Below are 15,487 nucleotides of genomic sequence, written 5' to 3'. Positions count from 1 at the left end.
TTAGAGATTAAGTTTTTTGAGTTCAGATACGGCATGATTGGCAGCCCGAGCGGTTAGTGCCATGTAGGTCAAGGAAGGATTGACACAGGAGGAAGAAGTCATGCAAGCCCCATCCGTAACATAAACATTAGCGCAGCCATGCACCTGATTGTTTCCATTGAGTACTGAAGTTTTTGGATCTCTTCCCATTCTTGCTGTGCCCATTTCATGGATGCCGAAGCCCATTTCATGTTTATTGTCAAACTCCATCACATCCTTCAATCCCGCACGTTCCAGCATTTCTTTGGCATCCTGTCGAGCCTGATCATTTAGCGCCAATTCATTGGCTTTCCATTCTGCATCAATAGATAGTGTTGGCTGTCCCCATTTATCCAAGACATCTTTATTGAGATACACTTGATTTTCATGATAGGGAAGACATTCTGAAAATCCGGTTATGAAAAACTCCCAAGGACCAGGTTTCATCAAACCGTCTTTGAAATCTCCTCCAAAAGCCTCCTGATTGCTTCCTGCTCCCCAACCGGCTCTTCCTCCACCACCTTGGAAACCAAATCCTCGCACAAACTTTTCGGATTGAGGGCCATCTTTGAGGTTAACATAGCGGGGAATATAGATTCCATTCGGTCTACGACCTTTGTAATATTGATCTTCAAAACCTTCCACGGTTCCCATTGCACCTACCCGATAGGTATGATCCATCAGGTTATGCCCGAGTTCTCCGCTGTCATTTCCCAAGCCATTTGGAAAACGATTAGAAGTAGAGTTCATCAAAATCTGGGTGGTGCTTAAGGTGGAGGCATTGACAAAAATGATTTTAGCCTTGTATACAATCTCCTCGCTTGTTTCCGCATCAATGATTCTTACACCAGAAGCTTTTCCTCTTTGTTCATCATAAACGACCGACTGAACAATGGAAAAAGGCCGAATGGTTAGGTTACCTGTTGCATTAGCTGCAGGGAGAGTAACCGCGTTACTTGAAAAATAGGCGCCATAAGGGCAGCCACGATCGCATCGATTTCGGAATTGGCATTTGCCTCTGCCGTTCAAAGGCTCAGTCAGATGGGCTACCCGCCCAATAATCAGGTTCCTCCCATTGAAATCCTTTTCAATTCGTTCCTTGACGTGTTTTTCTACACAATTCAACTCCATAGGAGGTAAAAAGTGAGAATCTGGCAATTGGGGAAGTCCTAAGGCCTCGCCACTGATCCCAGCAAATTTCTCTACATAGGTATACCAAGGGGCTATATCTTTATAGCGTATGGGCCAATCAACTCCATGTCCGTCTTTGGCATTGGCTTCAAAATCAAGATCTGACCACCTATAGGTCTGCTTTCCCCAAAGCAGGGATCTGCCTCCCAATTGGTGAGCACGAACCCACATAAATGGCTTTACTTCGGTGTATGGGTTTTCGAGGTCATTGGCATGAAAGTGCCCGTTGAAAGCTCCGATAAATCCGGATCTTCCGCCTTTAGGATGTTTAGCTTTCTGCTCTGGAGTTAATCCACCTCGAAGTTCATGTTCCCAAGGATCTAATGTCATGGTGGGGTAATCCACCACGTGTTCTACGATACGTCCCCGCTCGAGGACTAGGGTTTTGAGCCCTGCTTCGCAAAGTTCTTTAGCAGCCCAGCCTCCGCTGATTCCTGAGCCGATGACGATAGCATCATAGGTTAGGTCTTTATCTGCATCGATATTAAAATTGGCCATTTACAATAGGTTTATTCAACCTAAGTTTAGCCAATTTTTTGGTGAAAACAGAGTTAATTTTAAAAGGGATGATGAGGGAAGACTATTTTTGTTTAGTCCACTCTACGGTTCTCCCAAGCATAGAAAATCCAACATATCCTCTCACTTCCAGAACTTCCGGGTTTTTCAAATTCATCACGCAGGAATAGGTTTTGCCATTTTTGGGATCATAAATCGTCCCATCTTCCCAAGATCCATCATCGTAAACGAATCCTTTTAAAAGTTTCATCCCCATGATCGGTTGGTTTCTCAAGGACTTATCTGCATTGTTTTTATCCAATTTAGGTTTTCCATTTTCGGTAGGCTCTTGCAGCCATACGATCTTGCCGAAATACTTGCCATTTTCTTTGTAAATCTCAATTCTGGCGTCTTTTTCCGTGTTATTCCAAACACCCAAAATTGCATCTGCATTTTGTGCTTGAAGGGAAAGTGAGGTAAAAAGGATCAGGAAAAGACTTGCAAACAGGGTTTTCATAAATATGATTTTTGGTGATTTTTTTGAATTAACGAAGTTTTGAGGACTTGGTTTGATTCGAAAATAGAAAAAATTTGAATTTAATCTTAGCTTCTTATGCGCGGTGCTGATCAAATCGTTCCTTTTGCTTTGCTGGGTATGCTTTAATATTTGACATACAATACAGATCGCCCCGTTGGGGCTCTGGGTTGGTTCATTTTATTAGGAACCCAAATTGAATTTGGGCCCGCCTGCATTGCAGGGTTTTTAAAGAGCGCGCCGTTGGTGCTTAGGCAAGAAATTACTTTGAGTAGGTCTTGAAACCTTTGAGGAATTAATGCCAAAGGCATTACTTGTAGTAGCCCAGAATTCAATTCTGGGCAATTGGTGGCGTGGTCCTATTCAGAGTGCCAACGGCACGATCTGTATTAAATCAGTCCTGATGACCCTATTGGGATTCTGGTATATGTGTTTACCTCAAGACCCCAAATTGAATATGGGCTCGCCTGCCCTAGATAGGGTTTTTAAAAACAGCACGTTCAGCGCTTTTCTGGCCACTTCCAAAATTCATATCAATTCTTAATTAGTGGGGATAGTGCCAACGGCACGATCTGTCAAAACAAAAATTTAATTCGTTGATTAATAATAATTTAGTAAATTTCTACGGCAGTATTTGAATTGTAACCAGATTCATATTTTTCAAACGCATAATTTTTAACCCTATGCCTCAATCTCTAGCCAAGGTCTATCTCCATTGTGTTTTTTCTACCAAGAATAGAATACCCATGATTTCTGAAGAATTCCGACCTAATGCCCAAGCTTATTTTGTACAAGTTGGATCAAATTTGGGTAGTTTCACTGAAGAAATTTTCATAATGCCAGATCATATTCACTGGCTTTGTACACTTCCAAGAACAATCACTATTGCTGAGTTAATCAAAAACCTGAAAATATCTACCTCAATAAAATTCAAGGAAATTATCAGAAGGGATTTCGAATGGCAAAAGGGATATGGAATCTTTTCAGTTAGCCAATCAAAATTGGGTATTGTTAAGAATTACATTCTGAATCAAAAAGAACACCATCAAAAACTCGATTTTAAAACAGAATTCAGAAGATTTTTAGAAGAATATCAGATTGAATATGATGAGAAATATGTTTGGGATTGATATACAATACAGATCGCCCCGTTGGGGCTCTGGGTTGGTATATTTTATTAGGACCCCAAATTGAATTTGGGGTTAATAAAGAACGCACCGTTGGTGCTTAGGCAAGAAATTACTTTGAGTAGGTCTTGAAACCTTTGAGGAATTAATGCCAAAGGTATTTCTCGTACCAGCCCAAAATTAAATTCTGGGCCAAAGATTGAGACCATAGAGTGCCAACGGCACGATCTGTATTATCAAAAATTCAGTACAGATCGCCCAGTTGGGGCTCTGGGTTGGTATATTTTATTAGGACCCCAAATTGAATTTGGGCCCGCCTGCATTGCAGGGTTTTTAAAGAGCGCGCCGTTGGTGCTTAGGCAAGAAATTACTTTTAATATTGCTTGAAAGCTTTGAGGAATTAATGCCAAAGGCATTTCTTATACCAGCCCAGAATTCAATTCTGGGCAATTGGTGGCGCGGTCCTATTCAGAGTGCCAACGGCACGATCTGTATTAAATCCCTTCCAAAAATGATTTAGGATTAAATATTAAATCTTGCCCCAACTCATAATTTCCCCTATTTTTCCACCTATGAAAAAATCTGCCTTTATCATCATCTTGGCCATTCTGCCTTTTCTGACATTTGCTCAACAAAAACTTAGTAAAGAGGAGAAAAAGCTTCTGGAACTGGTTGACAAAAACTACCAAGAGACCGTTGCTTTGCTGGAAGAGGTATTAAACATTAATTCCGGCTCGCTCAATAAAGAAGGCGTGCGAGAAGTAGGCCGTGTTTTCGCCCGTGAATTTGAAAAAATCGGCTTTGAAACTGAATGGGTGGAAGTTCCTGCAGAAGTGAACCGTGCCGGGCATTTTGTGGCTACCCGAAAGGGAACTAAAGGCAAAAAGCTTTTCCTGATTGGGCATATCGATACAGTTTTTGAAAAGGATATGCCTTTTACACCTTTTACCTGGCTGAATGACAGCACTGCGACTGGGCAGGGTGCTAATGATATGAAAGGAGGGGATGTGCTCGTTTTTGCGAGCTTAAAAGCGCTTCATGAACTCGGACTTTTGGATGATCGAACCATCACCGTGTATTTTATGGGGGATGAGGAGAGTTCAGGTGACAATGAGCTTTCCCGCAGGGACTTTATCGAGCGATCTAAATCTCATGATATCGCTTTAGGCTACGAAACAGCCCAGGGTTTCAACTCTGTGACAGTAGCTAGAAGAGGTTCCAGCGGATGGACCTTGAAGACTACAGGCCGTCAAAGCCACTCCAGCGGGGTTTTTCGTGAAGGAGTTGGATACGGAGCCATTTATGAGGCTGCCAGAATTTTGACTGAATTTCAAAAAGAGCTTGCAGGAGAGCAGTATCTGACCTTTAATCCTGGACAGATCGTAGGGGGATCGGATATTTCCTATAATTCAGAAACTGGAAAAGGAGAAGCTTTGGGCAAAACCAACATCGTTGCACGAGAGGCTTTGGTAACCGGAGATCTACGCTTTTTGGGTGAAGAACAAAAAGAACGAACACGTGCCAAAATGCAGGAAATCGTCGATCGAAACCTCAATCAAACCGATGCTGAGATTACCTTCCGAGATGGCATTCCCTCCATGAGCCCAAGGGAAGAAAACTACGAACTGGCTACTGTACTTAACCAGGTGAGTTTGGATATGGGATTTGGCGAAGTGAAACCTGGTGATCCAGGAAGCAGAGGTGCTGCTGACATAGCTTATGTGGCTGATATTTTACCAGGATTGGATGGTTTGGGAGCTTCAGGATCAGGAGCTCATGCACCTGGAGAAACCATCAATATGAAACAGTTTCCCTTACTAATTAAAAGAAACACGCTCCTCTTGTATCGATTGACCAGATAAACTCATGAAGAGATTTTTATCCCTAGCCGCTTTTGCAGCTACTCTTGTTTCCTGCGAAAGCAATTCCCCTGAAATTACAGAAACTGAAGCCATGAAACCTCAAAAAATTGTTGTCTATCAGGTTTTTACCCGACTTTTTGGCAATACCAATACGAACAACAAACCTTGGGGAACCAAGGAAGAAAATGGAGTTGGGAAGTTCAATGACTTCACAGATACCGCTTTGGAAGAAATCAAAAAGCTAGGGGTGTCCCATATCTGGTACACGGGAGTCCCTCATCATGGCGTGATCGGGGATTTTCCGGAGATCGGGGTGAGTTCAGATGATCCGGATGTGATCAAAGGCCGCGCAGGTTCACCCTATGCCGTACGGGATTACTATCAGGTCAATCCTGATCTGGCGGTGGATGTGACCAAGCGTATGGAGGAATTTGAAGCGCTGATCGCCCGAACGCACAAGCATGGAATGAAGGTAATCATAGACATTGTACCCAATCATGTATCGCGTCATTATGAAGGGAAAAATAATCCCGAAGGAGTGAAAGACTTTGGAGAGGATGATGATACATCTGTAGAATATGCCAGAGATAACAACTTTTATTACATCCCGGGAAAGGCATTTCAAGTGCCCGAACCCAAAAATGGCTATCAACCTTTTGGCGGAGAAAAGCATCCCTTAGCTGACGGGAAATTTGACGAGAACCCTGCCAAATGGACAGGGAACGGTTCCCGATTGGCTCAACCTGACTTCTATGACTGGTATGAAACGGTCAAAATCAATTATGGGATCAAACCTGATGGTAGCAAAGATTTTGAAGAATTGCCTGCTGGCGCGGATTCCTTGGACTGGAAAAAGCACTATGAATTCTGGCAGGGAAAAGAAGTGCCGAACTCGTGGAGAAAGTTCAAGGACATCACTCAGTTTTGGTTGGGCAAAGGAGTGGATGGATTTCGCTTCGACATGGCAGAAATGGTGCCTGTGGAGTTTTGGTCTTATTTGAATTCCCATATTAAGAATACCAAGCCGGATGCTTTTTTGATGGCAGAGGTCTATCAGCCTGCCTTATATCGGGATTACCTTTTTAAGGGAAAAATGGATTACCTCTACGATAAAGTAGAGCTCTATGATACCTTGAAAAACATCATGTACGGGCATGGGTCTACGGATCATCTCCCTGCGATTTTTGAATCGCAGCGTGACATCGAGCATCACATGCTTCACTTCCTGGAAAACCATGACGAGCAAAGAATAGCCAGTCCGGAATTTGCCGGGAACCCTTGGAAAGCCATGCCCGCCATGGTCGTGTCAGCAACCGTTTCTACTTCTCCTACCATGATCTATTTCGGGCAGGAAGTGGGCGAACCCGGAGCAGAAGATGCAGGTTTTGGCGACCCTAGCCGAACCTCCATCTTTGATTACATCGGGGTACCGCAGCATCAGAAATGGATGAATGGAGGGAAGTTTGACGGAGGGCAACTATCTGAAAATGAAAAAGCCTTGCGAAACTACTACTCTGAAGTGCTTAACTTCACCCGAGGCAGTTCAGCGCTGATGGGAGAGTATATGGAATTGCATTCCTTCAACCGATCCCAAAACCCAGCCTATACCAACAAAGCCTTCGCTTTTGCTCGCTGGGATGAAAGTCAGAAGCTAATAGTGGTCACCAACTTTGATGAATTCAATTCGGTGAAAACAACACTAAAACTTTCTCCGGAATTGCTCAAGGAATGGAATTTAAGACCCGGCGAACGGGAGATTAAAGAGCTGATGTTTGGGAAGAAAAAGACTATGCTTCGGGTCACTGATGAAGGGGCTGAAATTGACCTGAACTTTGGGCCTTATGAGTCGGCAGTGTTTGAGGTGAAGTAAAAATGTGAACCCCGAAGAACACGAAGAAACGCAAAGGATTAGATTTCATTTCTATGCAGCTTTCCAACTTTGCAGGGATTCTACCCCCTGCCGAAAAGTCAAGTCTGGAAAAATAAGGTTATTATCAACTCCCAAATATCCGATGAACTCTAGAATTAGATAATAGTCACCTTCGATGATTCTTCACTTTTCACTCACCTCCAAACCGATAAGAAATCCCAAATTGAACCGCAAGATTTCTATATCGAATTTCATCTTGAATTTTATAGCCAATAGATGCTGCCAGCAAACTGGTCCAATAGTCATGAGGATGGTCAGAACGATGATAGGTGGCTGAAAGCTTCATATTGAACTTTTTAGACAGCGAGTAGGCTACTTTGGTTTCGAGTCCATAAGCAAATTCCCGTAAGCTATTCGGCACTGGTCCATCTACAGGAAATGGCCTGAGTGGAATGGCTGTGGTCTCTGAAATCTGATAGGTCCAAGAATAAAAAGGAAACTCCATGTTATTTATCCCTGCCAAGCCAGTAAATCGAACCTCCAGGCGATGAATAGGCAAACGATACCCTATTCCCAAATAAAAAAGATTAGCGCGATAAGGGTCGCTTTCCAATCTTCCCGGAACTTCAAATGGCACTCCATTTAAATCAATTTCGGATTTAAAATTGGCATCGTAATAGATTTGTTGTGGACGGGTATCTATGGAATGTTTGGTTTTAAGATAATTTAGGCTAATAAATACCGAAGAAGTGAGATGATAGCTCAGGTTTAGTCCCAGACTGTATCCCAGTTGTGCTTGGCCTCCTTCATTTTTGAGAAATCCCTGAAATCTCTCCGGACTAGAGCCCGGTGGGACAGGTTCTAAAGATGGAGCGACAGAAATTTCCTTAAAATGACCAACCGGTACAGCCCATCCACCGGAAAAACCAAATTCGATTTTTTCAATGAATTTCTGTTGTGAAAAAGCTTCCGCTGATAAGATTGAAAGTATAATAAACAATAGAGGAGCCTTATTCATTTTTTATCAATCTAGATTCCAAAACCACATCCTCACCTATTTTTACTCTGACAAGGTAATCTCCCTTTGGAAGATCCTGGATATCCACTTTTTCATCAGCAGTGATCTTAAATTCAAGAATTTTACTGCTCTTATATAGTGGAATGATCTCCAAATCCATATGGCCATTATAATCGCTCTTAATGCTGATGATAGAACTACTCGGATTAGGGTAAAGACTAAAGTTACCATAATTGTAATAGGTCACATTTCTCACAGCCAAGGTATCATTGCTGGAGCTGCGCGCATATATTCGAAATGAAACGTAGTTACCAGATTGCATTGTGAAATGCATCTGATTGGTATGTGCCCAAAAAGGAAGATTTCCTTGGTATCTCTCCCAAACAAAATTATTTATCCCCGTCATAGATAGATAGGTGGATATATTTCCTGAAGGTACCTGATTTCCATTTCCCAAAGTATGATTCGTTGAGTTGGACGTGGTATAGGTCCCTGATATGTTTATCGCAGGGACAATAATCGTAATTATCTGTTCTTTTGGGGGAATTCCTGAGCAACCAGAAACGGTGACTTTAACCTGTGTAGTACCAAAGGAATCGCCCTGTAGGGAAACAGACGCTCCATTGGTAGCCGAGGTAAACGACACTATTCCGGGAGGCCCTATTATGGACCAAGAATAGGTAGCACCCGGCTTTGATAGTAATGAAATGGGTTTTATCTGACCTTTTGGGACGTAGTACTCAGTTTTTAATTTTCCTAAATAAACATAATGTTTGTCAGGTTCAGTTTTGCTGGCATTATTGAGTTCATACCAGGTGGAATTCAAGTCATGCCTGATTACCGGACTTTCAGTACCGTACTTTGAAATAAATTTAGGGTTGAAAATGGTATTTCGATCTCTAACCAAGGAATGAAACCCAGGACTTGACCCATATACTTGAGTTACGACGTCTATATTCGAGAGACTTTGACCACAGACTTGCACATAGAGTGGAGAATCCCGAAAGTATGTTTCTGTGGGACCACCCCCCGATTGAGTATATTGAGTTTTTACGTTTACGATTCCAGGATTAGTAGAATTCAAGGAGGAACCTTGGGTAAATCCGTCTTCCCAATAGGCTGCTGCAAATCCATGGCAAATAAAATCTCCACAATTGGAGGAAAGTCGTTGGGTACCAAATTGGCTACCAATTTTCCAAAATCCATCGTCTCCGCAGCTCTGGGAAACACCTTCTAATGCAACGAAAAATGATAGGCAAAAGAAAATTAATTTTTTCATGTGATGTAATTCTATTAAAACTAATGTCTGTAATTTTAGTATCAAGCTTTAAGTTATTTTTTTTTTAGTTTTTCTTCTTAGCCATTTTCCTCATAATCACTAAAATTGATTTTATAATTACTCCTTCAGGGATAATATTCATAAAATGAACAAGCACCACGAAACTACTACTCCGAAGTGCTCAACTTCACCAGAAAAAGTCCGGCGCTGATGGGAGAGTATATGGAATTGCATTCCTTCAACCGATCTCAAAACCCAGCCTATACCAACAAAGCCTTCGCTTTTGCCCGATGGGATGAAAGCCAAAAGCTGATTGTGGTGACCAACTTCGATGAATTCCAATCGGTCAAGACAACGCTTAAACTATCTCCGGAACTTCTCAAAGCATGGAACTTGAAAGCGGGAGAGCGGGAGATCAAGGAAGTGATGTTTGGGAAAAAGAAAACCACGCTTCGGGTAACTGACACAGGAGCAGAGATCGACTTGGACTTTGGGCCTTGGGAGTCGGCGGTGTTTGAAGTGAGGTGATTGTGTAATTAAGTTTTAATTAATTTTTGACAACAGTTTGAATATTTGGCCTTTCGTTATTATAATTGATTAGTTTATTTTAAACCTTAATCAACTTTTCATGAATCCAAAAATTAAAAATGAAAGGATAGAGATGATTTCTCTCTGCCTTTTTAGTCAATCTAGGGGGGGCTTAGGTGATTTCACCTTTTTAAATGCCCTCGTAATTGTCACATTGGTCCTGTCTGGATGTAGTCAGGAAGTAATCACCGGAGATCAAGTCGCGGAAGGAAATCCACTTTTAGGGAATAAAGGCCTAATGCAAGTTTCTTGGGAATCAGTTATCTCCACAGACTATCAGGGGGACTTAGGATCTCTGAGTGAAAACTCCCTGTCGGCACTCAATCCATTTGAAGAGAAGCAGCGGGTGGAATTTTTGCTTCATGAAACTGGAGAAGCGGAACTTACAATCAATCACTTGTCTGAAAATGAAGGAATTAAAATCCCTCATGAAGATCTACCTGATGATCGACCACCTGTCAAAAAGACTGTCATCTACGGGGGGAAAATCTCTTGGTATGACGGTTCTGGAGCCTTATTGGGGTCAGAACCCATGCAACGATTGGATTACTCCACGTGGATTACAGAAATAAAAAAAATCAAAGACACCAATTCCAAGGAAGATATCAATCGAGCCTTGCGAAACTTCCAGTCTCAGTTTTTTAAAGCAAACTTGGAAAATTTTCTGGCACAAATCAAAGCAAGTAATCCTATAGTGCGGGAAGTAGAGGAATTTCAGATTTTGGAAGAAAATGAAGCCTATGTCACCATCCGAGTAGATATGGCGCAATTTGAACCCGGACAAACAGGCATCAATGTCATGCTGATTGATAAAGAAAAAAATCGAATGGTAGCAAATAGGATATATTCTGAAGGTGATGAAATCCTCCAGACTACCTATTATGGCTATGCAAAAGGGGCAACGGAGGCACTTGATGCCATTCGAGTGGAAGAACCTCTTCTCCTTGAAGAACAGGCGGAAATCACCAAAGTGACATTGACCAAAATTTCTGACTTAAACATTTCCCTCAATTGATTTAGCTATGAAAAAGTATTCAATATGTCCGTTTTTCTTCGTCTTTTTTCTGGCATTAGGACTGCAGGCACAAAATAAAAATACCTACTGGGTTCACGGACTCAACGATAACAGCACAGCCTGGCAGCATTATGCTTCTATATTTGAGGCCGAGCGTAGAATGAACAGTTCCCGACCATCCTATCCCTCCAGTTCTGGAGTTACTGCTTCGACTAGTTCTGTATCAAGCTTCATTCCTGTAAATTCTCAGAATATAGGAATCGGTCATAGTATGGGCGGGGTTGTACTGAGAAACTTAGACCGAGTCAGCCCTTCCTCCTCAAGGAGGATAAATGGGTTGATTACCATAGCAACTCCAAACTCGGGGGCAGGAATAGCCAATTCTTTTGAGGATAATAGTCTATATTCTGCAAGTCAAACCGCCTGTAACGATTTAAGTGCAGGTCCTCTCACTGAGCTTTTTGGGATTCCTTGGAACGTAGCAACTCTGAGTTTCACCTCGGCACTTGGGGCTAATTTAACCACCAGTAAAATCTGTGAACTGCTAATTACCAACGACTTATTGAGTCAATATGCTGGCTCTGCCCAGGCAAGAGCGGATTTGAAAATGGGAAGTCCTTTTCTATCTCAAATTGATAATTACAGTTCTTCCATCCCACGGCTTAGTATGATCGCACAGGAAAATAGGCCTGTACATTGGAGATTATTGAGTAGCACAATTACACGAAATAGTACTAATCCAAGCGATCAACTATTACCTGATGCGATTACCGGAGTTGAGGTTATTTACAATGGTTTTTTTGTTGCCAGAACTGCAGGTACAATTGTAAATGCGATTTTAGGATTTATTAATCCGGTGTTGTTTGTTCAGGCAGCCATCAACGCAAACAAGGCAGTGCAATGGAAAAAAGGAGTTGACTGGCTCAATGAAAGTGAGACAATCTGGAATGGACTTACCAAGTCCAGTAGAATGGAACCTGAAACCTATTGGGTATGGACTTGGGTCCCCTGTGAGGCTATCCCAGGTAAGCAACTATTAATAGATGATGTGGGTAGAGATCGTGATGAGTCCTGCGGCGAGTGGGGGTTTGTCGAGCGGACCCGACAGGTGATGGTCCATTATCCTTCCGACGGATTTATTCCCAGCTATAGTCAGGACATCTCTTCGCTTCCGGCTTCCAACCGATACTTTATCCAGGGTGCCAATCATATCGAGGTGCTGAATATGTCTAACAGCAAGCTGAATGGGCAGCCGAATGATGCAACGAGGGCTCGTCTTAATGAGGTCTTCAGAGATAGGGGAGATATATTTCTAACGCCTCCAAGATAATGAAACAGATTAGCTTAGGAGTTATTTGCCTCGCTTCCATCTTAGTCAGCTCCTGTTTCTTATGGGATAATGATGAATCCAAGCTAAAAAAAAATGAGGAAGGGGAAGTGATTTCCCTTCCTTATCTATGGAAAAAAAGTCTTCATCTTTTTGGACCAGAATTCAATGGAACCTTAAACTATCCAATTTATTCCGGCGGGAATCCAATCATTCCCATGACCAAAGGAACAAAAGGTAGAATGCTAACAATGGTCAATCCAAAAGATGGTAATACCCTTTGGGAATGGGATGATCGTTTCGTTCAAGCCACAGAAGAAATCCAAATAAGTAGAGCTCATCAATTCGCAAACCTTATAGTTTACACTAATGGAAGTCGAGTTTATGGAATTAATTTGGAATCAGGCCAAACTCAATGGAAAAGCAGGAATAATTTGGACAGGTCATTCTGGTCACATGTATATGGCAAAGATGAAGACTTTTATCTTTTCGGCAGATCCGATTCATTTCCCGACAGTATTGACCAAACGGTCATTTTCAAAGGGAATATCCTAAATGGGGAGTATGAAGAGTACCTGATCCCAAACTTTACGATGGACTATTTCTTTCCGGGTAATCGGATTGGGGATGTGACCGCAGCCCTGCCGGTGGATTTGGACGGAAAAGAGTATCTGGCAGTGGTCTGGCAGGAGCCTTTTTTTGAGTTCTTCTGGCAGTCCTACCTGGGGCTCTACGATCAGAGCACACGGGAGTGGATCTATGAGAAAGCCATCATCAATCCTGAGAAAAGCTTCAATGGAGTGCTGCTTAATCCTCCGGTGATTTATAAGGATAGAATCTATATGGCCGTGGGATTTGAGCTGGCCTGCCATGATCTCCGTAACGGACAGCAGTACTGGCGAAAGAAATTTGACGGGGAGATTTTCTTCTCCAACTTCCTGATCGAAGAGGATATGGTCATCGTAAACAATGAGGATCAATACGTCTATGCGCTTGACCCCATGACCGGTAATCAGCTCTGGAAGACTCGGGGCTCGGGTACTAGCAGCAAAATGAGCTATATGAATGGGGTGGTCTATTTCAACGGGGGAGCAAGCGGCAGGCTCCATGCGATAGATATCCGGGAGGGAAAGACTGTTTGGAAGATCGATCCCAAACTGATCGGAGAATTTCCCAATGAGATATTCTGGGGAACGGCTATATATACCCTCCCAGGAGAAAACGGAAAGAAGGGAAAAGTGATCTCTCTGACAGGTAATAATGCCTATTGCTTTGAAGCGTATAGGTAGGTAGAATCAAAACAAAATTAATTACAAAATGAAGAATATTTGGATTTTATTGTTTCTTAATCTTTTTGCAATAGGGGCAATGGCTCAAACGGAAAAAGGAAAACTGTTCTTCAGTGCGGGAACCTCCTTGGGTATCGGTCAAAGTGATGGCCTGATGGGTCTGGCATTTAATCGCTCCACTTTGGAGTTAGCTGATGGAAGTGAATTGGAAGACAGGACGAGCTCTTTTTTTATTTCTTCGAAAGGAGGATACTTTATCACCGACCGGTTTGCGACAGGTTTAGAGTTGGCCCTTTCGACAAGTAGTGGTAGCACCGAGACCGGCGGAGTGGAGCTTAAATCCACCTCTTCCTTTTTTGGGGTCGGTCCATTTGCCCGGTATTATTTCTCATCTAAAAAAATTATTCCCTTTGCAGAAATCAATACTCTTTTTGGAACAAGGAATCAGGAGACATCAGGATCAGGCCTCGAAACCGACACAAAGTTCGGAGTATCCAATGCGGGGGGAGGTTTAGGTTTGGCCTTTCTTTTGGGCGAAAGAAGTTCGTTTGACCTTATGGCCAGTTATAATGCTACTTCGCTCAAGGAAAACGATTTGGATTTGACAACACCACAAAGTGCTTTTGGACTTAAATTTGGATTTACTATATTCTTTTAGTGGTTTTATTAGTTTGGTTAACACAAAAAGGAAACTTGATTCTCGAGTATTGAATAAGGAGTAAAAATCGACCTGGATTTTGGCCCTTGGGAATCGGCAGCTTTTGAGATAAAGTAGAGGTTTAGGTCTGGATGCTATAGACTTAAAGTTTTGGGCTTAGAAATACCGAAGCAACCAGAATCAGTAAGGATCTGACTTCAACACTTTAAGCCTTTCCGGCTTTGCAAGAAGTGTATTCAAGCATTGCCAAATCCCAATATCCAATAAAACCTGAGATCTAATTCAATCCTTTATGGGGCGAGCCAGATTCCGTCTGTCTAATCTGACCTAAATCACTTGGACTCGCTAAGAGGTCTTTCGAATTAAATATTCTTTTTTCATATTTACGAGAGTTTTAATTCTTCTATGCCCCGAAAGAAAAATTCAGGTTTTTGGTCTTGGATCATCGTTGTTTTATTTTTTCTCTTAGTTGGTATCGGTCTTTTTCTTTCGACATTTCAAAAGAAGATCAATCGGAGTTTAGGTGAGTATACTAGAAGCGCCCCTCCTTATAGAGAGGAACTGAAGCTGCAGCACGTTTTTAGAAATTTTCCAGCAGGCATTTTGGGAATAGATGTCAGTCAATATCAAGGCAGGATTAATTTTGCGGGGCTCCAATTACAACTTGAAAATCATCGTGTACAATTTGTTTTCGTGAGAGCAACAATGGGCGAAGATGGGATAGATGCAAGATTCCAACAGAATTGGAAAGGCTTTTCTAATTTACCTGTGAAAAGAGGAGCATATCATTATTACCGCCCAAATGAAAATAGTAGTAAACAAGCTCAAAACTTCATCAGAAATACCAAGCTTGTTAAAGGGGATTTGATTCCTGTGCTGGATATTGAAAAGCACAGTACTATCCAGCCCAAGGAAAAATTAAGAGAGGGTCTGAAGAATTGGTTAAAAATCGTGGAGGCTCATTACAAGGTAAAACCCATGATTTATACTGGAGATAAGTTTTTCTGGGATGTACTGCACAATCAGGGATTTGATCAATATCCAATTTGGGTTGCTAATTATAATCGAGTTCAAGAGCCTCAAACCCGCGGGTGGTTGATTTGGCAGTTTACAGAGAAGGGAAGCCTTCCAGGTATTGGGGAACAAATTGATCTCAATATTTGGAGGGGAGATCAAACTGACTTGGAACAGATGATTATACCCTAAAATAAAATT

The 15,487-nt window shown here is 42.1% G+C and carries 13 protein-coding genes; 9 read left to right on the top strand and 4 right to left on the bottom strand.

Going from position 1 to position 15,487, the window contains the following annotated elements; all coding sequences use genetic code 11:
* Positions 1-1,707, bottom strand: coding sequence for a GMC oxidoreductase (locus B2906_RS12095; RefSeq protein WP_286939836.1), 1,707 nt, complete (start codon positions 1,705-1,707; stop codon positions 1-3).
* An 82-nt stretch (positions 1,708-1,789) separates the two neighbouring features.
* Positions 1,790-2,221, bottom strand: coding sequence for a DUF2147 domain-containing protein (locus tag B2906_RS12090; RefSeq protein WP_286939834.1), 432 nt, complete (start codon positions 2,219-2,221; stop codon positions 1,790-1,792).
* Positions 2,222-2,922: 701 nt separating this feature from the next.
* On the opposite strand from B2906_RS12090, the gene tnpA reads away from it, so the two are divergent.
* The 3 genes from tnpA (at position 2,923) to B2906_RS12075 (ending at position 7,098) form a co-directional block, all read left to right on the top strand.
* Positions 2,923-3,369, top strand: coding sequence for an IS200/IS605 family transposase (gene tnpA / locus B2906_RS12085; RefSeq protein ID WP_286939832.1), 447 nt, complete (start codon positions 2,923-2,925; stop codon positions 3,367-3,369).
* Between the two features lie 569 nt (positions 3,370-3,938).
* Positions 3,939-5,228 carry a M20/M25/M40 family metallo-hydrolase gene (locus B2906_RS12080; protein WP_286939831.1) on the top strand — a complete coding sequence of 430 codons (1,290 nt, stop codon included), beginning with the start codon at positions 3,939-3,941 and terminating at the stop codon, positions 5,226-5,228.
* A 4-nt stretch (positions 5,229-5,232) separates the two neighbouring features.
* Positions 5,233-7,098 carry an alpha-amylase family protein gene (locus tag B2906_RS12075; protein ID WP_286939829.1) on the top strand — a complete coding sequence of 622 codons (1,866 nt, stop codon included), beginning with the start codon at positions 5,233-5,235 and terminating at the stop codon, positions 7,096-7,098.
* 190 nt (positions 7,099-7,288) lie between these two features.
* On the opposite strand, the gene B2906_RS12070 is transcribed toward B2906_RS12075, so the two are convergent.
* Both B2906_RS12070 and B2906_RS12065 read right to left on the bottom strand, forming a co-directional pair.
* The gene (locus tag B2906_RS12070; protein WP_286939827.1) at positions 7,289-8,116 is read right to left on the bottom strand and encodes an outer membrane beta-barrel protein; all 828 of its coding nucleotides are present in this window, start codon (positions 8,114-8,116) and stop codon (positions 7,289-7,291) included.
* Positions 8,109-9,395, bottom strand: a complete 1,287-nt coding sequence (locus B2906_RS12065) for a T9SS type A sorting domain-containing protein (RefSeq protein ID WP_286939825.1) — start codon at positions 9,393-9,395, stop codon at positions 8,109-8,111. Before B2906_RS12065 ends, B2906_RS12070 begins: the two co-directional genes overlap by 8 nt.
* A gap of 210 nt (positions 9,396-9,605) precedes the next feature.
* Here B2906_RS12065 and B2906_RS12060 point away from each other — a divergent pair, with 210 nt between their 5' ends.
* From B2906_RS12060 to B2906_RS12035, 6 genes are all read left to right on the top strand, one after another.
* On the top strand, positions 9,606-9,923 hold the full coding sequence (locus B2906_RS12060; protein ID WP_286939824.1) for an alpha amylase C-terminal domain-containing protein: 318 nt from the start codon (positions 9,606-9,608) through the stop codon (positions 9,921-9,923).
* Positions 9,924-10,023: 100 nt separating this feature from the next.
* Positions 10,024-10,998, top strand: a complete 975-nt coding sequence (locus B2906_RS12055) for a hypothetical protein (RefSeq protein ID WP_286939822.1) — start codon at positions 10,024-10,026, stop codon at positions 10,996-10,998.
* Between the two features lie 7 nt (positions 10,999-11,005).
* Complete coding sequence (locus tag B2906_RS12050) at positions 11,006-12,328, top strand: hypothetical protein (RefSeq protein ID WP_219957674.1); 1,323 nt, start codon at positions 11,006-11,008, stop codon at positions 12,326-12,328.
* Positions 12,328-13,614, top strand: a complete 1,287-nt coding sequence (locus B2906_RS12045) for a PQQ-binding-like beta-propeller repeat protein (protein WP_219957675.1) — start codon at positions 12,328-12,330, stop codon at positions 13,612-13,614. Before B2906_RS12050 ends, B2906_RS12045 begins: the two co-directional genes overlap by 1 nt.
* 28 nt (positions 13,615-13,642) lie before the next feature.
* Positions 13,643-14,272, top strand: a complete 630-nt coding sequence (locus B2906_RS12040; RefSeq protein ID WP_219957676.1) for an outer membrane beta-barrel protein — start codon at positions 13,643-13,645, stop codon at positions 14,270-14,272.
* Positions 14,273-14,677: 405 nt separating this feature from the next.
* A complete protein-coding gene (locus tag B2906_RS12035) occupies positions 14,678-15,478 on the top strand; it encodes a glycoside hydrolase family 25 protein (RefSeq protein WP_219957677.1) in 801 nt (266 codons plus the stop codon).
* The last annotated feature ends 9 nt before the right edge of the window (positions 15,479-15,487 follow it).

Source organism: Algoriphagus sp. UBA3586 (assembly GCF_002376385.1).
Taxonomy (GTDB): Bacteria; Bacteroidota; Bacteroidia; order Cytophagales; family Cyclobacteriaceae; genus Algoriphagus; species Algoriphagus ornithinivorans.
This window is presented reverse-complemented; position numbering and strand designations above follow the sequence as displayed.